Source organism: Chryseobacterium sp. ON_d1 (assembly GCF_006829085.1).
In the GTDB taxonomy this organism is placed as follows: domain Bacteria; phylum Bacteroidota; class Bacteroidia; order Flavobacteriales; family Weeksellaceae; genus Chryseobacterium.
Genome location: NZ_BJTC01000013.1, coordinates 19,580 through 40,487 on the forward strand (window position 1 = coordinate 19,580; position 20,908 = coordinate 40,487).

Here is a 20,908-nt window from a genome sequence, read left to right on the forward strand (position 1 = left end):
TAATTTTAATCTTTAAAATAAAGCTTCATGAAATATTTCAGAAATATAATCGCCGTTTTCACAGTAACGATGTCCGGTTTTATGTTTTCGCAGGTAAGACCTCTGGATGCAATGTTATCTGATTATCAATATCCCTATGAAGTACATTTTCTCAATTTCAAGTCTCAGGGAGAAGACCTGAAAATGGCTTATATGGATGTACAGCCACAAAAACCAAATGGAAAAGTAATCATGCTTCTTCATGGAAAAAACTTTAATGGAGCTTATTGGGAAAGAACAGCTAAAGACCTTTCTGCTAAAGGATTCAGAGTAATTATTCCTGATCAGATAGGATTTGGAAAGTCTTCAAAGCCTCATGCATACCAGTTTTCTTTTTCACAATTGGCAGAAAATACGAAGGCTGTTCTGGATGAACTGAAAATTGATAAAACCATAGTACTGGGACATTCAATGGGAGGAATGGTGGCGACCAGATTTACATTGCTGTATCCGGAGAAAGTACAGAAACTGATTCTTGAAAATCCAATCGGGCTCGAAGATTATAAAACTTTCGCAGCGTATCAGACTATTGATCAGGCCTACCAGTCAGAGCTTAAAAACACAGCGGAAACCTATAAGAATTATCAGCTGAAATTCTATTATGATAATAAATGGAAAGAAGAATATCAACCCTGGCTTGACCTGATTGCGGGTTGGACTCTTCATAAAGATTATCCTCAGGTAGCATGGGATGCTGCACTTACTTCGGATATGATTTACAACCAGCCGGTATGCTATGAATTTAAAAATATCAAAGTTCCTACATTGCTTATTATCGGAACTAGGGACAGAACTGCAATAGGAAAGGACAGAGCTCCTAAAGAACTTCAACCTCAAATGGGGCTGTATCAGGAACTGGGAAAGAAAACCCAACGTGAAATTGCAGGCTCAAAACTCGTGGAGATCGATAATGTAGGACATCTTCCTCATATAGAAGTATATCCGAAATTTTTTGAAGTACTGTATAGTTTTATCCAATAAATATTTGAAACATTAAGTTTTTATAAATGATTAAAAACTTGATGTTTCAAAATTAATTTTATTTGTTCTTAAAGAATAATAAGGTACAAACAGCAATTCCTGAAAATAAGACACAGGAAATTCCCAGATTTTGTATAAAACCAATACCTATCAATCCTGCACCTATCATTATATAATAGATCAATCCCAGTAAAGCACCTGCACTTCCTGTTTCACTTTTATAATTCATCAGTGCTGTACTCAGAATATTCGGAATGACGATGCTGAAGGCCATCACAATGAAAAAATAAGGGATTAAAAAACAGATTCCTGTATCCATGAGAACCCATACAGATATTGAAGCTGTAAATGCCGCAAATGTACCCGCTTTCACTAAATATTCAGGCTGTATATTCTTTAATAATAGAAGCCTGTTGAGCTGTGCTCCGGCAAATGTACCTCCAGCCAGAATGATACTGCTGTATCCGAAAGCATAAGAAGAATAATGATATTCTTTAAATATAAACGGAGCGAGTGAATAGTATGAAAACAGCAGGACATTAAAACTCATGATCAGTAGGCAGCGCTTGAGAATTTCCGGATCGTGAAGCATACGTTTCAATAACCGGGTCAAATTCTTTATGTTAACAGCCTTTTTTGAGTGATGGGTTTCAGAAACTTTCTGTTTTGAAAGGATAAAAAAAAGGATGCCTAAAAGACATAATGTAATAAAAATTCCCTGATATCCGTTAGAAGAAGCTAATATTGAACCGGTAATCATTCCTATTACCGGACTGACAGATAAACCAATCCCGATCCAGGAAAATACTTTGCTGATATGATCTTTGTCAAAGGTATCCCTTAAAATGGTCTGGGTTACTATGGAACCCACGGCAATTCCGAATGCGGAAATAATCCTGGCGCTCAGAAAGAGCATAAAGTCAGGAGCAGAAATAGCTGCCAGAGTTCCGATTACATAGGTGATAAGACCGTATTCCAGAGATTTTTTCCTTCCGATTCTGTCGCATTGTACACCCCAAAACGCTACTCCCAAGGCAAATGCTATAAAATATAAACTGATGGTCAGGGTAGCCGATTCTTCACTGACTCCAAACTGTTCCTCTACTTCTGGCAAAACAGGACTGTAAATGGTTTCTACAAACTGTGGAAGCATAACAAGCAAAGTCAGCAGCCAGATAGGATTTGTTTTTTTCATTTTTTTCCTGCAAAGTTTCCAAAAAATCAATGTATATTTATAATGATATAAAAACAAAAAATATCAAAAATAGGACATGGCTGTACTGAAACAAAATGAAGACTTTGATGCAGACTCAATTCATGAACAAATCATCGGCATAGCTTCTGATATGGTAATGCATGATTCCGGATTTCATCTTCATACAACGAAAGCTCAGCTCTTGTATGCACCATCAGGCTGTATGACCGTGACTACTTCTGACAGGCAGCTAATTCTTCCCCCGTTCAGAATGCTTTGGATTCCTGCCAACGAACTTCACCGCGTGAATTTCCGGAATATTGTGGCTTACAGATCAATCTATTTTGATGACAGCTATTCTGGAAAATATATGAAATCCGGACTGAAAGTTCTTCATGTAAACCCCCTGTTAAAAGAAATCATAGAAAGAATCTGTTTTTGGGAATGGTCAGATTTAGGACAGGATCAGACGAATCTTTTAAAAGTATTCTGGGATGAATTGAGTAAAGCTCCGGAGGAAAAGCTGGAGCTTAAAATGCCTGTAGATAGACGTTTTATGAAAATATCTGAAGAATGGACGTTACGGAAATCAATACCGCCAATGCTGAAAGATCTTGCAGAAAGAACCGGAGCAGTAGAGAAAACAATCAGCCGTATTTTTAAAAAAGAAACCGGATTGTCTTATCAGGAATGGAGACAGCAATGGCGGCTTCAGCGGTCGATTGAGCTTTTGGTAGAAGGCAATTCAATAGGGGAGGTGTCACATATTCTGGACTTTTCATCAGACAGCGCTTTTATTGAATTTTTCAAAAAATATACAGGCTCAACACCTTTGCAATATCTGATGAGGCATGAATAGTCTTTTTGGACAGCTGATAATAGTACGATTGTGAACCCTGTCAAGGTTTTAAACCTTGACAGGGTTAGTGTCATACAATATTTCTTGTCCTATGAAAAGCTTGATTCATAGTAAATTTCATAAAATTGTATTACCTAATACAGTAATTTTATGAAAACAATGAATACAGATCACGTTGGTAGCTACATCCATATAATTGAGGCCAATACTACAACAGATAGAGTATATCAGGCTTTGACCCATGAAATTCCTCTTTGGTGGACTGAAGTGTTTGAAGGGGCATCTTCACAGATTGGCAGTGTCTTCACCATAAGATTTGGAGATCAGATTCACAAAACAATGCGGGTAAAGGAATTGATTGCCAATACAGAAGTTGTCTGGTTGGTTGAAGACTCATTGATTGCCCTTCCTGAATTAAAAAATCAGAGAGAATGGATCGGAACAACAATTGTCTGGGAAATTGAGCAAAATAATAATATGACCAAGCTAAAGCTTACCCACATCGGCCTGAATCCGGATATTGAATGCTATGAAATCTGTTCCGGCGGATGGCTTCAATTCCTTGGCAGTTTAAAAAAGTTTCTGGAAACAGGACACGGAACTCCATATAAAAAATAAGGAAATGCCTCAATAAAAAAGAGACTGTTTATAAGTAAACAGCCTCTTTTTGTATTTATTGTTGTCTGAATTATTTCTTCTTGTAAGCAGCGTCTTTGATTCTTGCTTTTTTACCTCTAAGGTCTCTGAAGTAGTAAATTCTAGCTCTTCTAACTCTACCTCTTCTGTCAACTTCGATCTTCTGAAGTGCAGGCATGTTGATAGGGAATACTCTTTCTACCCCTACATCACCACTCATTTTTCTGATAGTGAAAGTTTTTGTAGAACCAGTACCTCTTAATTGGATAACTGTTCCTTTGAAGAACTGAGTTCTTGTTTTTTGTCCTTCTTTAATTTCGTAATACACAGTAATGGTATCACCTGCTTTGAATTCAGGGAATTCTTTTTTCGCAATGTACTTGTCTTGTACGTACTTTAATAAATCCATTATTAATAAAATAAAATGTTAAAGCTAAGCAACTTACACGTTTTTCGTCAGAGGTTGAATAACAGGTTGCAAATGTACAAAATAGTTTTCAAATATGCCAAATAATTTATGTGCTAAAAACTATAATTTTTCCTTCCCGATTTTGTTCAAAATTTAACGGTTTCTTTAAAATACCATCGGTCAGAGTTTATATATGAACTCTACTTTTGCCCGAAATAAAAATCACAACAAAGATTTTTAAATGACTCATTTACCATTCGAAATTCTATATGTTATTTTAAAACGAAAACGATTATGAAACATTATTTCTTCTTTTTTTGTTTCGCGGTCCAGATGGCTTTCGGGCAGGTTTTGTTTCCTTATTTACAAAATCCCACTCCGAATTCTATGATCGTCAACTGGAAAACTTCTTCCAATAATGAAACAACAGTGATCTACGGGGATTCTCCTACAAATCTGAACGTGACGGTAACCGGAACCACCAATATCTTTTCAGATACGGGATACAACAATAACTACTATTATCATACGGCAAAGATTGCCAATCTTCAGCCGAATACGAAGTATTATTATAAGATAAAAACAGGAACCAGCGAGTCTGCTGTTTATAATTTCAGAACACTTCCCATGCCAGGACAGGCTGCAACGTCCAATGGAAAGATTCGTTTTCTTATCATGGGAGACAACCAGATCAAAGCAGAGCCAAGATATGATACGCTTACGCTGAATGCCTATAAAAAATTAAAAGAAAAGTTCGGAGCGACTTCAGATCCGTCAGATAATATTTCCCTTACTTTTATGGTGGGAGACCAGGTGGATGTGGGAACACTGGATCACTATGAGAATGTTCACTTTAAAAAGAATATCAAATTATCTCCTTACCTGCCCATTCAGACAACAGTAGGAAATCATGAAACCTATGGTTCTTTAGGAATGAACTCTTATTATGCCCACTTTTATATTGACGAAATTAAATATAAGAATATAAGTTCCGGAAATGAGAATTACTATGCTCAGCAGGCCGGGAACGTTTTATTTGTAAGTTTAAGTTCCGAGCATACAGGATCAGCACAGCAGACCTGGCTTCAGCAGATCTTAACCGCAGCTAATGATGATCCGACTGTAGACTGGATTATTTCTTTAAGCCACAGACCTTATCAGGCTGAGCAGTATGTAGGAGATATCTCTACATGGGTAAGAGAAAATGCGGTGCCGCTTCTGGTAACTTCTAACAAATATCTGATGCACGTTGGAGCTCACCATCATTTATATCATAGAGGGCAGCTTAAAAATACTCCAAACTATCAGATTATTTCCGGAGGAACAGCGTGGGATCAGTATTGGGGAATGTCCAATGAACAGGATTTTGACGATGTTCAGAAAACGTTGACAGACTGGACATACCAGATCGTGGAAGTAGATGTTCCAACCGGAAAGGTAGATGTTGAATGCTATTCTATCGGTGGGGTGTACAATAAGAAAAACAATGTACTGGTAGATTCTTTCCACAGGTATAAAAATCAGCCTAAGCCGGCGAAACCATCGATTACAAACAATTTTTCAGGTCCGATTACTTTACCTTTAACATTGAATGGAAGTGCGTTTTCTTCTTCCAACGGAGAGCTGTTGAATACAACTCAATTCCTGATCAGTAAAGCTTCAAATTTTTCTGTAATTGAAAAAGAATTTTACCGAGACTTTGAAAACTGGTTCGGAAAAGACGGAAACGGAACTCCGGATAAAACCAAAAATCTGAATGATGGTGTAGACATCACAAAAGCAACATTGGCAGCGAATTCTATTCCGAACGGGATTTATTATGTAAAAACACGTTACAGGGACAGAAACCTGGAGTGGAGTGACTGGAGTGATGTGAAACAGTTCGAAATTACAGGGAGCGTGGTGTCAAACCCAACTTTTACTTTAAATAAAACAGAATATGCCCAGAACGAACCGATTACAGCGACTTTCACAGGAGGGCCGGGAAATCAGCAGGATTGGGTAGGAATTTATAAGAAAGGACAAACTCCGGCAACAACAACTTCACAAGGATATATTTATGCGAACGGACAGACAGCAGGAACCGTAACTTTCAATAATGGTCTTCCGAATAAAGGCCAGTATTTTGCAGGATTCTTCGCCAATGGTGGTTATACAGAAATCACTCCAAGAAAAAACTTCTACGTAGGACCGAAGGTACAGCTGCAGACTACTGCTGATACTTATCCTGTAGGAGGAACTGTTACTATTAATTTTACAAACGGTCCCAACTTACAGAAAGACTGGATTGGAATTTATAAAATGGGACAAACTCCGGGAACTACAGCCTCTATCAAATGGAGTTATGTAACAACAGCATCCGGAACTCTTAATTTTACAGGACTTCCAAAAGGATATTATTATGCCCAGTATTTACTGGAAGACGGATATAACGGAATCGGGGAGAAGGTATTTTTTAAAGTAGGGGATATTGTTACAGATCTTTGGATCAACAAACCAGTTTATACTTTAGGCGAAAATATTACCGCTTCCTGGACGGATTCTCCGGGAATCATTAAAGACTGGTTAGGAATTTATCCTCAAAGTGTTCAGACTCCGGATGATAATTTTGTTTCGTACACCTATTTTGACGGAGTGACTCAGGGAACAAAAACCATCCAGGGAACAGCTGTACCTGCAACGCCAGGGAATTACTATATGGTAATGTTTACCAATGATTCCTATACCGAAGTTTCAAACAGGGTACAGTTCCAGGTAACTTCACCTACTTTGGGAACTGAAGAAACAAGAAGCACAGAGAAAAATGTAGTCTTGTATCCAAACCCAACCAAACCGGGACAGCCTACTTTTATTAAAAGTGATTACCCGATTGAGAAAATCGAATTGGTTTCAGCTTCGGGAGAACTGCTGTATGTATCAAAAAATATCAATAACCAGCGTTTTTCTCTTGTGAACGAAAATCTTCCTGCGGGCGTTTATTTTGTAAAAGTACACGGAAGAAAACTGTTTACTTTAAAGCTGATTATTCAATAAGGTAAACTAAAACACAATCATAGCGAAGAGACTGTCAGAAATGATGGTCTCTTTTTATATCAATAAAAAATATAATTTCCCATAATCATCTTTGAAAATCTGCGTCATCTGTGGGCAAAACAAACCGCAAAAGTCACAAAAGTTTTTAAACACTTAAAGTTAATGAAGAGGAGACTCTTGCATCGATAAGTTCACATAGATTTATAAAAATCTATGTCATTTGTGGACAAATAAAAAAAGCGATTTCAAAAATTGAAATCGCCTTTGATATTATAGTTGTGATAATTAGTCAAACTGATTGTACAGATCATCCTCACTTAACAGCGTCTGGTTTTCAGCAGAGGCATTTTCATCCTGAGCATCGGCCAGCGTCTTCGTTTCCTGAATAAGCTTTCCATCCGTATTATAAAGTCTTAAAAGAACCCATTTTCCGTTACGTTCAAGTTCTTTGGCGCCATCTACTGTTTTCAGTCTGATTTTTCCGGATTGAATAACACCTTCTTTTACAGAAGACTTATTGGCAGGCTTACCTTTTACATATTGTGTAATTTGTGCCGTAAAGGAATAATCTTCTCCGTCTTCACTCACAGGTTGTGAAAAAGTATACAGAACAGTGCCTTTTCTGTCATAAACAGTTGTTTCATAGCTTGTTTGCTTAGCATTCAGCTTTTTCTCATAATTCAGCGTATGATCTTCAAAAAAGTTTTTGATATTCGAAATAATACCGTTCTTATAAACTGTTTCATTAAAGCCTTCATAAGATGAACCACTATAAGGAATACCATCTTTATACGTTAATGTTGATTTCAATGTTCCATCAGGAGCATAATATTTAATTTCCTGGGTGATGTCATCTTTTAAGAACTTTTCATAGGATAATTTCCCGTTTTCATCAAAAAGCTTACTGGTCACAATCGAGCCTTTTTCATAAATATCTATCGACGAAATCTGTGAATAAGAAATCTGGTAATCTTCACCATCTGTTGGGTTGTAAATATCGCTTTCCTTATCATACTGATAGATAAGATGTCCTATTTTTTTACCTGATTCATCATAAGTGGTTTTATAGCCATCTTTCTTATTCATTTTCTGTTCCTGTAAAACCTTTCCGCTTTTGCTATAGGATACACCTTCCTTTACACTGCCGTCCTTTCTGTATTTCTCTATCCTGGAAATCCTCATCGGGTTGGAATAATAATCAACGACCATATTTTCACCCGGACTGGTGGTGCCGCTTCCCAGATATTTCCCCTTATCCCCATAATATTTTGTTTCAGTATTGTAGTCCTTACCGGTAATGGTTTCACTTCTGATACCCTTAATGTCATCATCATAAACCGTTGTTTTGACAGGTATCGAGTTTTCATAATCAACCAGGATATTAAAATCAACTCCTTCTTCAGCATCTTTATAAGTGAACATCTTTCCTGAAAAATTCCCGTCAGCTTTATATATCACATCTTCTGTCAGTCTGCCTGCTTCGTCATAAGACTGTGAAGCACCAATCTGTTTACCGTCAGAATAAGTTACCATACTCATAACTTTTCCTTCAGGGGTATACCATGTCACTTTGCCATCAAAAACTTCACTGCCGGGAGTGGTATCAGAAGCCAGGCCTTCCATCTGAAGTTTTCCGTTTTTATAAAAGTCCCGGATAAGGATAAGTTTTCCTTTAGCAATTGTTTCACGATAATATTCCATTTTATCCTGAGTGGTTTTTTCCCAGTTTTCATCGAAATAAGTTTTCTCCTGTGCGCATACATTGATGCTGAGTACCAGTGCAAGTAATGCTGAGGTAAATAATTTTTTCATGTTTTTATGTAAGCTTAATATTTAATATGATTAATGTAACGATTGATATAAGAAGATCTTTGTATAGATCACAAGAAGTGAAAAGGCAATAGCTGCCTGTCATAAAATAATTTCTACATTAAAATTGTGTTTAAAAATGATATTCCAGAACAACAAATATGCTGTATTTCTGATTTTAAAGCCCCAAAGATAAATCAAATGGATGAAAAATGCTATAAAAAATGAACAGATCTGTTCATTTTTACTGGTAAGAATTTGATTACTATTGTTTTATATGGTGGAAAAACAGTGTGGAACTTCAAAGGCTTTTCCATTCATCAGATATACAGGAAAATTTATTAAATTTAGCCAACAGAAAAATCTAATATTTCATGATAGATAAAAGAGTAAAAAACGCAAAGGAAGCCATCGAAGGAATTAAAGATGGAATGACACTGATGCTTGGCGGATTCGGACTTTGCGGTATCCCGGAAAACTCAATCAATGCTTTGGTAGAAAGCGATGTGAAAGATCTGACCTGTATTTCAAACAATGCGGGAGTAGATGATTTCGGATTAGGATTATTGCTTCACAAAAGACAGATTAAGAAAATGATCTCCTCTTATGTAGGAGAAAATGCTGAATTTGAAAGACAGATGCTTTCCGGGGAACTGGATGTAGAACTTACTCCACAGGGAACTTTAGCTGAGAAGTGCAGAGCTGCTCAGGCGGGGATTCCTGCTTTTTACACCCCTGCAGGTTACGGGACTGAAGTGGCAGAAGGAAAAGAAGTAAAAGAATTCAAAGGAAAACCTCATATCCTTGAGCATGCTTACGATGCAGACTTTTCTATCGTAAAAGCATGGAAAGGAGATCATGCAGGAAACCTTATTTTCAAAGGCTCTGCGAGAAACTTCAACCATCCGATGGCGGGTGCTGCAAAGATTACTATTGCTGAAGTAGAAGAACTGGTAGAACCGGGGCAATTAGACCCCAATGAAATTCATATTCCGGGAATCATGGTTCAGCGAATTTTCCAGGGAGAAAAATTTGAAAAAAGAATCGAGCAGAGAACAGTAAGACCTAAAGAATAAGCTTAAATAATAAAATAAAAAGCGCTGAAAACAGTTTCAGCGCTTTTTTTATGCCTGGGGAGTAAGCGTTTTTCTTTCTCCGATCTGTTGTCTCCACATGGCGTAGTAAAGTCCTTTTTCAGCAATCAGGTGATCATGGGAGCCTGTTTCTACGATCTGTCCGCGTTCCAGAACATAGATTTTGTCTGCATGCATGATGGTACTTAGACGGTGTGCAATAAGGACGGTAATTTGTTCTCTTTCTTTGGAAATGTCTTTTATGGTAGACGTAATTTCCTCTTCAGTGATACTGTCCAGTGCAGATGTGGCTTCGTCAAAGATCAAAAGATGAGGTTTTCTTAAAAGAGCCCTTGCGATAGCAATTCTTTGTTTTTCACCGCCACTCAGCTTCAGACCGCCTTCACCGATAACGGTTTCAATGCCTTTTTCTGCTCTTTCCAGCAACGCCGTACAGCTCGATTTCTGCAAAGCAATTGCCAGTTCTTCTTCAGAAGCTGAAGGATTAACAAAAAGAAGGTTTTCTTTAATGGTTCCTGCAAATAATTGGGTATCCTGGGTTACAAAACCAATCTGGTTTCTCAGTTCATCAAAATCAAATTCTTTTCCATTAATTCCATTATAAAAGATATTTCCTTCCTGAGGTCTGTACAGCCCAACCAGTAATTTGACGAGGGTACTTTTTCCGGAGCCGCTTGGTCCTACAAATGCAATAGTTTCTCCGTTTTTGACATCAAAGGATATATTATTCAGAGCTTTGTACTGGGCTGACTGATGTTTGAAAGAAACATGCTTGAATTCCAGTTCTTCAATGGCACCGATCTGTTTTGGGTGAAGTGGTTTTTCTTCCACTTCCTTTTTCATTAAACGGTCAAAATTCTGAAGAGAAGCCTCTGCCTCACGGTAAGAAATAATGATATTTCCAATCTCCTGCATAGGCCCAAAAATAAAGAAACCATAAAACATGAGAGACAGATACTGACCCGGAGTCACAATGTTTTTGAAAATTAAATACAATAAGGTCAGCGTAATCATCTGTTGAAGAAAATTGACCATTGTTCCCTGGATAAAACTCAAAGAACGGATGCTTTTCACCTTTCTCAGTTCAAGACCAAGGATTTTATAGGTATTGTTATTTAAACGGATTACTTCCTGGCTGGTTAATCCTAAACTTTTAACAATCTCGATGTTTCTTAAACTTTCTGTAGTACTTCCAGCTAAAGCTGTGGTTTCAGTCACAATATTTTTCTGGATGACTTTTATTCTTTTGCTCAGTAAATTCGTAACAATGGCAATAAAGAAAATTCCGCAGATATAAACCGGCATAATAGACCAGTGTAAGCGGATCGCATATACGGAAACAAAAATAATGCTCACCAGAATTCCGAAGAAGATATTGATGAAATTCGTAATGAATTTTACGGTATCTTCTCTTACTTTCGTTAAAATTGAAAGTGTTTCTCCACTTCTCTGATCCTCAAATTCCTGATAAGGCAGGGCCATAGAATGTTTTAAACCATCTGTAAATATTTTTGCTCCGAATTTTTGTGTAATAACGCTTACCACATAATCCTGAAAAGCCTTGGCAATTCTACTTACCATTGCTGTTCCGATCAGAAGCCCCAGGAAATAAAAAGCACCATGATATGCGGAGCTTCCATATAAATATTCATTCAGGTTTCTGGGTAGCAGTTTTTCCTTATCAAAAAAATTAGGGTGCGTAACCAGCTGATCCAGGATGTTTCCTGTAATAGCCGGTGCAAATAAAGAAAAAACCTGATTAATAGTAGCCAGAAACAAAGAAATGATAATCAGCCACTGATAAGGTTTAAGATATCTAAAAAGTATTTTCATTCTGTTAAAATAATGAAGCAAAATTACAGATATTATTTTAACTAACAGTGTTAATTATTGAATACAACAAAGGCCTTTTGTATTCAAGTGAAAATAATTAAATTGCAGTCTAAGTTTTTATTATGCTTACAAAAGAACAAATTGCCAAAAGAATTTCAAAAGAACTGAAAGATCGTTATTATGTAAACCTGGGAATTGGAATTCCTACTTTGGTTGCCAACTATGTTCCGGAAGGTATTTCCGTAGAATTCCAGAGTGAGAACGGAGTGTTGGGGATGGGGCCTTTCCCTTTCGAAGGAGAAGAAGATGCTGATATCATCAATGCCGGAAAACAGACTATCACTATATTAGAAGGAGGTTCTTTTTTTGATTCCGCATTCAGTTTCGGGATGATCCGTGGTCAGAAAGTAGACCTTACCATCCTTGGAGCTATGGAGGTTTCAGAGAACGGAGATATTGCCAACTGGAAAATTCCGGGAAAGATGGTGAAAGGAATGGGAGGTGCCATGGATCTTGTAGCTTCTGCTGAAAATATTATTGTTGCGATGATGCATGTAAATAAAGCAGGAGAAAGCAAAATCCTTAAGAAATGTACACTTCCTTTGACAGGAGTAAACTGTGTGAAAAAAGTGGTCACTGAGTTAGCTGTTCTGGATGTAACCCCGGCAGGGTTCAAACTGGTGGAAAGAGCACCGGGTGTCTCAGTAGAAGATATTGTTAAAGCGACAGAAGCAGATCTGATCATTGAAGGAGAAATTCCTGAAATGCAGTTTTAATCTGTTTAAAAATAAAAAAGTTTCGGCCTCACAAAGTGAGGCCGAAACTTTTTATAAATCTTGAGAAATAAACGACATAGGAGATCGGAGCATTAAAAAAATAAATGCTTTGAGCGTTAAGAAAATTCTTGTGTCCGAAGCGCGAGACCAATTCAGAACCGATAAAGAAATAATGAATTCGCGCAAGTTTAGAATTTTTAGAGAACAGCATTTATTTTTAGCGGAGAGGTCCAGGTCTTGAATTTTTGTTTCTTTTGTTTCAAGACAAAAGAAAGTAGATAACAAAAACATAGCTTTTGTTCATTTATACTCACACCAATAGTGCTATGATAACTTTAAAATGACATAGGAAATCGTAGCGTGAAAAAAATAAATCCTGTGAACGTCAAGAAAATTCTATTGTCCGAAGCGCGAGACCAATTCAGAACCGATAAAGAAATAATGAATTCGCGCAAGTTTAGAATTTTTAGAGAACAGGATTTATTTTTAGCGAAGAGGTCCAGGTCTTGAACTTTTGTTTCTTTTGTTTCAGGACAAAAGAAATTAGATAACAAAAACATTGCTTTTGTTCATTTATACTCAGACCAATAGTTCTATGATAACTTTAAAATGACATAGGAAATCGTAGCGTGAAGAAAATAACTCCTGTGAACGTTAAGAAAATTCTATTGTCCGAAGCGCGAGAGAAATTCAGAACCGATAAAGAAATGATGCTATCGCGCAAGTTTAGAATTTTTAGAGAACAGGATTTATTTTTAGCGGAGAGATCCAAGTCTTGAATTTTTGTTTCTTTTGTTTTAAGACAAAAGAAAGTAGATGACAAAAACATAGCTTTTGTTCATTTATACTCAGACCAATAGTGCTATGATAACTTTAAAATGACATAGGAAATCGTAGCGTGAAAAAAATAAATCCTGTGAACGTCAAGAAAATTCTTCTGTCTGAAGCGCGAGAGAAATTCAGAACCGATAAAGAAATAATGAATTCGCGCAAGTTTAGAATTTTTAGAGAACAGGATTTATTTTTAGCGGAGAGGTCCCAGGTCTTGAATTTTTGTTTCTTTTGTTTCAGGACAAAAGAAATTAAACCCAACAAAAAAGCTGCCTCATCATGCAGCTTCTATATTTAGTCTAATATTATCTTATTTATTTCCCATCCTGTGCCCCAAAAACTTTCTGCAGAATACTTGTCGTTCTCATAGCAGGTGTATTTCTGATTCCGCTTTCCTTATCTGCCACCATTTTGAACACTCCGTTAATGGTTTCTGTAGTAACATACTCGTTAAGATCTGTTGTTACAGACTGTCCTGTAAAGGTATTATATTTTGAAATCAGATTTTTCCAAAGCGTATCGGCCCCTACTTTTCCTAACGAAGCTTTTACTTTAGGCTGAAAAGCATTGAAAAGCTGAGTCTGGGTCTTTCCCTGAAGGTAATTTGTTGCTGCATTATTACTGCCTAACAGAATATTTTTGGCATCTGTAATGGTCATAGAAGTGATCGCATTGGTGAAAATGGGTGCAGCTTCCGTTACGGCATCTTCAGCGGCTCTGTTCAATAACTTTACCCCTTCATCAGCAAGACTTCCCATTCCAATGGAACGTAAGGTTGTATCAATTTTTCTTAACTTTTCAGGCATTAAGATTTTTACTGCTTCGTTTTTGAAAAAACCGTCAGTTACCGCCAGTTTTTTAACTCCATCAGTTACCCCCATGCTTAAAGCCTCTTTCAATCCCGAAGAGATTTGCGTGGAAGTAAGGTTACCAAGATTGGCAGATGAATGATTAGACTGCCCTGTAGTGGTGGGGGAAGTTGCTGTACCATTATTTTTTACAGGAACATTAAGGTCTACACCTGTTTTGTCTTTTACAGCTGATTTTATGATATCTAAAATCTGTGCCTGTGCTGACATTGAAAATAATAATCCGGCTGCCAGAAAAATGTTTTTTTTCATCGTATTTTTTTTACAAATTTAAACCTTTTAATTTTTTAAGTTGTCAAATTTGATCAAAAAACAAACCATAATACACAGAATATAATAGAACAATTTCTATGTACATGGCATAACAACTGTAAGTCGTCCATTTCACAGGGGTCCAAACAATGTAAGATGCTGAATTTTGTTTCTAAAAAGGCTCCGGAGTTTTGAAAAATAATTATCTTAGCTAAAACCTTAATCCCATCCAATGATACGGACGCTTTTAGTATTTTTCATTTTGATTTCGAACCTAATTTTGGCCCAAAATAGATTGAATTTAATTCCTTATCCTCAAAAACTTGAACTTCAGCAGGGAGAATTTGTAATTCCGGAAACACTGCTGTTAAGCAGTAATCTGCCAAAAGAAGAGACTGAATATTTTAAAAACCGTTTAAGCTCTCAGTTTAAATTCAAAGATATGCAGAAAGGGGAAGGGATTCATTTGGTATACGCTACGCTTTCATTGCCCTCAGCAGGAAATGAACAGAAAAAAGAATATTATTCCATAGAAATTTCTCCGAAGCAGATTCATATAAAATCTTACACCAGACAAGGCTATTTCCTTGCGCTGCAGACTTTGATTCAGATTTTCGAACAATACAAAGAAACTAAGAAAATTCCTGCTTTAAAAATTGAGGATCAGCCAAAATTCGCATGGAGAGGAATGCATCTGGATGTGTGCCGTCATTTTTTTACAGTGGATGAGGTGAAGCAGTATATCGACTATCTGGCGATGTATAAACTGAACACTTTCCACTGGCATTTAACGGATGATCAGGGATGGAGGATTGAAATCAAAAAATATCCGAAGCTTACTCAGATTGGTTCAAAACGTAAGGAATCCATGATCGGCGCTTACGTTGACAACATATTTGATGGTACGCCTTACGGGCCTTATTTTTATACTCAGGAACAGATAAAAGAGGTGGTAAAATATGCTCAGGACAGGCATATTACTGTTGTTCCGGAAATAGAAATGCCCGGACATGCCTTGGCAGCCCTGTCCGCATATCCTGAACTGGCATGTACAAAAGGCCCTTTTGAAGTGGCTACAAAATGGGGCGTCTTTGATGATGTTTTCTGCCCGAAAGATGAAACATTTACTTTTCTGGAAAATGTTTTGGACGAGGTCATCAAATTATTTCCATCACAATACATCCATATCGGTGGTGACGAGTGTCCGAAAACACGATGGAAAGAATGTGCACACTGCCAGGAATTGATTAAGAAGAACAATTTGAAAGATGAACATGGCTTACAGAGCTACTTTATTCATCGGATTGAAAAATATGTCAACAGCAAAGGCCGGAAAATCATCGGTTGGGACGAAATCTTAGAAGGCGGATTAGCCCCAAATGCTGCGGTAATGAGCTGGACTGGAGTAAACGGAGGTATTGAAGCTGCAAAATCAAAGCATTTTGCTGTAATGACACCGGGAGCTTACTGCTATTTTGACCACTATCAGGGAGATCCGCAGTCGGAGCCTAATGCGTTTGGAGGTTTTACACCTTTGGAAAAAGTATATTCTTACAATCCTGTTCCTTCCGAACTGAATGCAGAGCAGGCCAAATATATCTTGGGAGTTCAGGCTAACCTATGGACAGAATATATTTTGGATTTTAAACATGTGCAGTACATGATCTTTCCAAGATTAATGGCGCTTTCTGAAGTGGGATGGGGAACATCGGATTCTAAAAACTATAAAGAATTTGAAAACAGAGTGATCAGCCATTTCAAAATTCTGGATGAAATGAAAGTGAACTATGCAAGAAGCATCTATAACATTACCGGAAAAGTAATTCCTTCCAATAACGGAATTGCTTATGAGCTGTCAACTTCACAGAATGCGAATGGCATCAGATATACTTTGGATGGGACAATTCCCTCTATCAATTCTAAAACCTATCAGAATGCAGTTCAGATTCCTAATTCTTTAACCCTTAAGTCTGCTTATTTCGAAGAGGGGCAGCTGAAGAGTGCTGTATCTACGCAGGAATTTACTGTTTCAAAAACAACAGGAAAAAAAATAACTCTTGAGCAGCAACCAAGTGAAAATTATTCTTTTGGAGGCGCTTTTACTCTGGTAGACGGTATTATTGGAAACGTAAAACAGCTGGGGAAAACATGGCTGGGTTTCCAGGGGAAAGATGTAGTGGCAACAATAGATTTTGGTCAGAAAACCGCTTTTTCGGAAGTTTATTTTAATACTCTTGAAAATAAAGGAAGCTGGATTCATTTGGCCAGATCGGCAAAGATTTTTGTTTCTGATGATAACAGGAATTTTAAACTGATCAAAGAAATCGGGGCATCGGAAATTCAGGATGCCCATGGCAAAATCAAAGTAAATGTAGGATCACAGAATGCGAAATATCTGAAGGTTAATATTGAAAATGCAGGAATTATCCCGGCAGGAAATCCCGGAGCAGATTCCAAAGCATGGTTGTTTGTTGATGAAATTGGTGTAAATTAGAATAAAAAATGCAGAACAATACCATACTTTCTTCCGAATTTTCATCATCACCGGATCTGGTAGAAAAGCTGTATCAGTATGGTACAACAAAAAATTACCATGAAGGAGATATTATTTTAGATGAAAATGCCTCCATCCGTTCTATTCCTATTGTGATGAAAGGAATGCTGAAAGTCATCAGAACAGAAGAAGACGGACGTGAAATTTTACTGTATTACATCAAAGCGGGAGAGAGCTGTATTATGTCTTTCCTGGGCGGAATGCATAATGAGAAAAGTATTGTGAAAGCGGAAATTGAAGAAGATGCGGAAATCCTTTTTTTACCGATAGATAAAGTGTCTTTATTCATCAAAGAACATCCGGAATGGCTGGATTATATTTTCAGATTGTATCATAAAAGATTTGAAGAGCTGTTGGATATCATTAATGCCATCGCTTTCAAAAAAGTAGATGAAAGGCTTCTCAGTCTGTTGCAGAAAAAATGTGAACTTACCGGTTCTGAAATCATTCATACAACGCACGAACAGCTTGCCAATGAACTGGGAACCGCAAGAGTAGTAGTGTCAAGACTTCTGAAACAGTTAGAAGAAGACGGAAAACTTAAGCTGGGCAGAAATAAAATCGTTCTCCTGAAATCCCTCAATTTATAAACTCCACTTCAATCTAATCAAAGGGACTCACATTCCCCCGTCTGAAGGAGTGACGAAAATTAAAAGGATTTTTGACGGGTGGTAAAAGTCATTGCGAACCGTAGATGAAGCAATCGGAAGAGCAATTACTCTACTTCTAAAAAACTTCTTTGTGCGCCTATTAGTGCTCATTCGTGTTAAAAAATTTCCTTATGTAACAAAAGTAGCTGTAGCCCTCCTCCCGCTTTCCCATTTTTGCATCATAATTATTTGAATTGTAAAATGGAAATTATAGGATATACAGCAGCTGTTTTTATCGGCATTTCTCTCGGTTTAATAGGAGGTGGAGGAAGTATCCTCACCGTTCCTGTCCTCGTTTATCTTTTTGGTATCGACGCCTTTATAGCAACAGAATATTCTCTTTTTGTAGTAGGGATAAGCAGCCTTGTAGGTTCGGTGTCATATTTTAAAAAAGGATTGATCAACTTTAAAATTGCAATGGTCTTTGGAGTTCCTTCCATAGTTTCTATTTTTCTGACCAGAACATACCTTCTTCCCTTGATTCCTGAGGAAATATTCAGAATACAGAACTTTATCATGACCAGAAATATTTTTTTACTGCTGATTTTTGCTGGTTTAATGATTCTGGCTTCTTATAAAATGATAAGAAAAAATACTTCAGAACATAAAACCGATAAGAATAATGTTTTCCAGGCAGCAGGACAGGGTTCAATAGTAGGTGTTTTAACCGGGTTGGTGGGAGCTGGAGGAGGATTTATGATCATTCCTGCACTGGTCAATCTGCTGAAAATCCCTATGAAAATTGCGATAGGAACTTCTCTGGTCATTATCTCCCTGAATTCTTTGATTGGATTCTTTTCTTCTGTCAATCATATGAAAATAGATTGGAAACTGTTGATTTCGATTACAGTCATTGCCATAGCAGGAATAGTCATAGGTTCTCAATTATCAAAAAAGATTGACGGTAAAAAACTGAAACCGGCATTCGGTTGGTTTATCCTGATTATGGGTATTTATATTATTACGAAAGAAATTTTCCTTTAATGCTCTTATGTAACAAAAGTAGCTGTGGAGGCAAAAAGAAAGCAGGAAATTTGTACCAGATAACAAAATCAAAAAATAAATACAATGAAAATAGAACAGATTTATACAGGTTGCCTGGCACAGGGAGCTTATTACATCACCTCAGCCGGAGAAGCTGCTATTATTGACCCTTTAAGAGAAACTCAGCCTTATATCAACAGACTGAAAGAAGATGAAGTAGAATTGAAATATATTTTTGAAACCCATTTTCACGCAGATTTCGTCAGCGGACATCTTGATTTAAGCCATAAAACAGGTACCCCAATTGTCTATGGACCAACGGCCAATCCTGATTTTGAGGCCATTATTGCAGAGGATGAACAAATATTTGAAATTGGAAACATCAAAATTAAGGTTCTTCATACACCGGGACACACCCTTGAAAGTTCATGCTATCTGCTGATTGATGAAAATGGAGCTGAGAAAGTACTCTTCAGTGGTGATACGTTATTCCTTGGGGATGTAGGACGTCCGGACCTGGCACAGAAAGGAGCGGATATGACTCAGGAGGACTTAGCTGGCCTTTTATACGATAGTCTGTACAATAAGATTTTACCTTTAGATGACGAGATTATTGTCTACCCAGCTCACGGAGCCGGTTCGGCCTGTGGTAAAAATATGCAGAAAGAGACTGTGGATACATTAGGAAACCAAAAAAGAACCAATTATGCTTTAAATCAGAAAGACCGGGAGAGCTTTATTAAAGAAGTTACGGACGGACTTTTACCTCCACCGGCTTATTTCGGGATGAATGTCATGATGAACAAAAAAGGATACAGCAGTTTTGATAAAATTCTTTCACAAGGGTTACATGCCATGGATTCACAACAGTTTGAGGAAATTGCTGAAGCTTCAGGAGCTTTAATCTTAGATGTAAGAAATAACAGAACATTTGCCGGAGGTTTTATCCCGCAATCCATTAACATAGGATTGGATGGTGATTTTGCCCCATGGGTAGGCGCTTTAATTGCTGATGTGAACCAGCCTATTCTGCTGATAACTGAAAAAGGATCTGAAGAAGAGGCTGTAACCCGGTTGAGCAGAGTAGGGTTCGACAATATTTTAGGATTTTTGGAAGGAGGTTTTGAAGCATGGCAAAAGAGTGGAAAAGAAACAGACTTGGTCAATCGTATCTCTGCTGAGCAGTTTGAAGCTGAAATAAAAGAGGGAGAAGTAAAGATCATCGATATAAGAAGAGAAAGCGAGTACAATGCGGAACATATTCATGAAGCTTACAGCAAACCTTTGGCCTATATCAATGAATGGATTCGTAATTTAGATCCTGCGGAACATTTCTACATGCACTGTGGAAGCGGCTACAGAAGTACTATGGCAGCAAGCATCCTTCAGGCAAGAGGATACAGGAATTTTACAGAAATTGAAGGAGGCTTCAAAGCTATTGCAGCAACAGGTGTTCCCAAAAGTGACTTTGTCTGTCAGACTAAAATTTTAAATACATTAAATTAAAAAATAAAAAATGCTGGAAATGATAAAAGAACCGTGGCCGTGGTATATTGCCGGCCCGCTGATCGGACTTACCGTACCTGCCTTACTGATTATGGGTAATAAATCCTTTGGTATAAGCTCTTCACTGAGACATATCTGTGCAGCCTGCATACCTGCCAGTGTGAATTTCTTCAAATATGACTGGAAAAAGGAAGTATGGAATTTATTTTTTGTACTGGGAATCTTCTTCGGAGGGATGATTGCTGCCCATTTTTTGGTTAATCCCAATGAAATAACGGTAAACCCTGAACTGAAAGCAGAATTGGCCGGCTACGGAATTACAGATTACAGTAATATGGTTCCCGAACAGCTTATGAATTTTGAAAATCTGCTGACAATAAGAGGATTTATAACAATGGTTGCAGGAGGATTTTTGGTAGGTTTCGGAACAAGATATGCGGGAGGATGTACCAGCGGACATGCTATTATGGGGCTTTCCAATCTGCAGTGGCCTTCTTTGGTGGCAACAATATGTTTTATGATCGGAGGATTTTTAATGGCGAATATCATCCTGCCTTTCATCCTTTCACTGTAAGTATAATGTAATAAAGAAATTTAT

The 20,908-nt window shown here is 37.4% G+C and carries 16 protein-coding genes; 11 read left to right on the top strand and 5 right to left on the bottom strand.

The genetic code is table 11. The annotated features are described in order from the left end of the window. Window positions 1-27 precede the first annotated feature (27 nt). The gene (locus tag CRS_RS19095; protein ID WP_142725554.1) at window positions 28-1,020 is read left to right on the top strand and encodes an alpha/beta fold hydrolase; all 993 of its coding nucleotides are present in this window, start codon (window positions 28-30) and stop codon (window positions 1,018-1,020) included. Window positions 1,021-1,078: 58 nt separating this feature from the next. On the opposite strand, the gene CRS_RS19100 is transcribed toward CRS_RS19095, so the two are convergent. Next, window positions 1,079-2,215 (bottom strand): multidrug effflux MFS transporter, encoded by a 1,137-nt coding sequence (locus CRS_RS19100; RefSeq protein ID WP_142725555.1) that lies wholly within the window; start codon window positions 2,213-2,215, stop codon window positions 1,079-1,081. A 76-nt stretch (window positions 2,216-2,291) separates the two neighbouring features. Between CRS_RS19100 and CRS_RS19105 the strand changes: the two genes are divergently transcribed. Next, window positions 2,292-3,074, top strand: a complete 783-nt coding sequence (locus CRS_RS19105) for a helix-turn-helix domain-containing protein (RefSeq protein WP_142725556.1) — start codon at window positions 2,292-2,294, stop codon at window positions 3,072-3,074. A 150-nt stretch (window positions 3,075-3,224) separates the two neighbouring features. After that, window positions 3,225-3,692 (top strand): SRPBCC domain-containing protein, encoded by a 468-nt coding sequence (locus CRS_RS19110; protein ID WP_142725557.1) that lies wholly within the window; start codon window positions 3,225-3,227, stop codon window positions 3,690-3,692. Window positions 3,693-3,762: 70 nt separating this feature from the next. On the opposite strand, the gene rplS is transcribed toward CRS_RS19110, so the two are convergent. Further along, complete coding sequence (gene rplS / locus CRS_RS19115; protein WP_002980648.1) at window positions 3,763-4,119, bottom strand: 50S ribosomal protein L19; 357 nt, start codon at window positions 4,117-4,119, stop codon at window positions 3,763-3,765. Window positions 4,120-4,413: 294 nt separating this feature from the next. Here rplS and CRS_RS19120 point away from each other — a divergent pair, with 294 nt between their 5' ends. Further along, the gene (locus tag CRS_RS19120; RefSeq protein ID WP_142725558.1) at window positions 4,414-7,152 is read left to right on the top strand and encodes a fibronectin type III domain-containing protein; all 2,739 of its coding nucleotides are present in this window, start codon (window positions 4,414-4,416) and stop codon (window positions 7,150-7,152) included. 285 nt (window positions 7,153-7,437) lie between these two features. Here CRS_RS19120 and CRS_RS19125 read toward each other — a convergent pair whose 3' ends face one another. Next, a complete protein-coding gene (locus CRS_RS19125) occupies window positions 7,438-8,964 on the bottom strand; it encodes a membrane-binding protein (RefSeq protein ID WP_142725559.1) in 1,527 nt (508 codons plus the stop codon). Window positions 8,965-9,335: 371 nt separating this feature from the next. Between CRS_RS19125 and CRS_RS19130 the strand changes: the two genes are divergently transcribed. Beyond that, the gene (locus CRS_RS19130; RefSeq protein WP_002980643.1) at window positions 9,336-10,037 is read left to right on the top strand and encodes a CoA transferase subunit A; all 702 of its coding nucleotides are present in this window, start codon (window positions 9,336-9,338) and stop codon (window positions 10,035-10,037) included. Window positions 10,038-10,085: 48 nt separating this feature from the next. Here the strand turns inward: CRS_RS19130 and CRS_RS19135 are convergent, their stop codons facing one another. Continuing rightward, window positions 10,086-11,888: an ABC transporter ATP-binding protein gene (locus tag CRS_RS19135; RefSeq protein WP_142725560.1), complete on the bottom strand. Its 1,803-nt coding sequence runs from the start codon at window positions 11,886-11,888 to the stop codon at window positions 10,086-10,088. A gap of 122 nt (window positions 11,889-12,010) precedes the next feature. On the opposite strand from CRS_RS19135, the gene CRS_RS19140 reads away from it, so the two are divergent. Then, a complete protein-coding gene (locus tag CRS_RS19140) occupies window positions 12,011-12,664 on the top strand; it encodes a CoA transferase subunit B (RefSeq protein WP_089696085.1) in 654 nt (217 codons plus the stop codon). Window positions 12,665-13,809: 1,145 nt separating this feature from the next. Here CRS_RS19140 and CRS_RS19145 read toward each other — a convergent pair. Continuing rightward, window positions 13,810-14,616: a DUF4197 domain-containing protein gene (locus CRS_RS19145; RefSeq protein WP_142725561.1), complete on the bottom strand. Its 807-nt coding sequence runs from the start codon at window positions 14,614-14,616 to the stop codon at window positions 13,810-13,812. A 295-nt stretch (window positions 14,617-14,911) separates the two neighbouring features. Here CRS_RS19145 and CRS_RS19150 point away from each other — a divergent pair, with 295 nt between their 5' ends. From CRS_RS19150 to CRS_RS19170, 5 genes are all read left to right on the top strand, one after another. Beyond that, a complete protein-coding gene (locus tag CRS_RS19150) occupies window positions 14,912-17,110 on the top strand; it encodes a family 20 glycosylhydrolase (protein ID WP_228451300.1) in 2,199 nt (732 codons plus the stop codon). Between the two features lie 8 nt (window positions 17,111-17,118). Continuing rightward, window positions 17,119-17,760: a Crp/Fnr family transcriptional regulator gene (locus tag CRS_RS19155; protein WP_142725563.1), complete on the top strand. Its 642-nt coding sequence runs from the start codon at window positions 17,119-17,121 to the stop codon at window positions 17,758-17,760. Window positions 17,761-18,021: 261 nt separating this feature from the next. Further along, entirely contained in the window at window positions 18,022-18,804 is a 783-nt protein-coding gene (locus CRS_RS19160; RefSeq protein WP_142725564.1) for a sulfite exporter TauE/SafE family protein, read from the top strand. A gap of 84 nt (window positions 18,805-18,888) precedes the next feature. Next, the gene (locus CRS_RS19165; protein WP_142725565.1) at window positions 18,889-20,310 is read left to right on the top strand and encodes a rhodanese-like domain-containing protein; all 1,422 of its coding nucleotides are present in this window, start codon (window positions 18,889-18,891) and stop codon (window positions 20,308-20,310) included. A gap of 10 nt (window positions 20,311-20,320) precedes the next feature. Further along, complete coding sequence (locus tag CRS_RS19170; protein ID WP_142725566.1) at window positions 20,321-20,884, top strand: YeeE/YedE family protein; 564 nt, start codon at window positions 20,321-20,323, stop codon at window positions 20,882-20,884. The last annotated feature ends 24 nt before the right edge of the window (window positions 20,885-20,908 follow it).

Excerpts from the sequence above, each read along its gene's own strand:
- CRS_RS19095 (WP_142725554.1), top strand. The coding sequence starts at position 28 with ATGAAATATTTCAGAAATATAATCGCCGTTTTCACAGTAACGATGTCC.
- CRS_RS19100 (WP_142725555.1), bottom strand. The coding sequence starts at position 2,215 with ATGAAAAAAACAAATCCTATCTGGCTGCTGACTTTGCTTGTTATGCTT.
- CRS_RS19105 (WP_142725556.1), top strand. The coding sequence starts at position 2,292 with ATGGCTGTACTGAAACAAAATGAAGACTTTGATGCAGACTCAATTCAT.
- CRS_RS19110 (WP_142725557.1), top strand. The coding sequence starts at position 3,225 with ATGAAAACAATGAATACAGATCACGTTGGTAGCTACATCCATATAATT.
- rplS (WP_002980648.1), bottom strand. The coding sequence starts at position 4,119 with ATGGATTTATTAAAGTACGTACAAGACAAGTACATTGCGAAAAAAGAA.
- CRS_RS19120 (WP_142725558.1), top strand. The coding sequence starts at position 4,414 with ATGAAACATTATTTCTTCTTTTTTTGTTTCGCGGTCCAGATGGCTTTC.
- CRS_RS19125 (WP_142725559.1), bottom strand. The coding sequence starts at position 8,964 with ATGAAAAAATTATTTACCTCAGCATTACTTGCACTGGTACTCAGCATC.
- CRS_RS19130 (WP_002980643.1), top strand. The coding sequence starts at position 9,336 with ATGATAGATAAAAGAGTAAAAAACGCAAAGGAAGCCATCGAAGGAATT.
- CRS_RS19135 (WP_142725560.1), bottom strand. The coding sequence starts at position 11,888 with ATGAAAATACTTTTTAGATATCTTAAACCTTATCAGTGGCTGATTATC.
- CRS_RS19140 (WP_089696085.1), top strand. The coding sequence starts at position 12,011 with ATGCTTACAAAAGAACAAATTGCCAAAAGAATTTCAAAAGAACTGAAA.
- CRS_RS19145 (WP_142725561.1), bottom strand. The coding sequence starts at position 14,616 with ATGAAAAAAAACATTTTTCTGGCAGCCGGATTATTATTTTCAATGTCA.
- CRS_RS19155 (WP_142725563.1), top strand. The coding sequence starts at position 17,119 with ATGCAGAACAATACCATACTTTCTTCCGAATTTTCATCATCACCGGAT.
- CRS_RS19160 (WP_142725564.1), top strand. The coding sequence starts at position 18,022 with ATGGAAATTATAGGATATACAGCAGCTGTTTTTATCGGCATTTCTCTC.
- CRS_RS19165 (WP_142725565.1), top strand. The coding sequence starts at position 18,889 with ATGAAAATAGAACAGATTTATACAGGTTGCCTGGCACAGGGAGCTTAT.
- CRS_RS19170 (WP_142725566.1), top strand. The coding sequence starts at position 20,321 with ATGCTGGAAATGATAAAAGAACCGTGGCCGTGGTATATTGCCGGCCCG.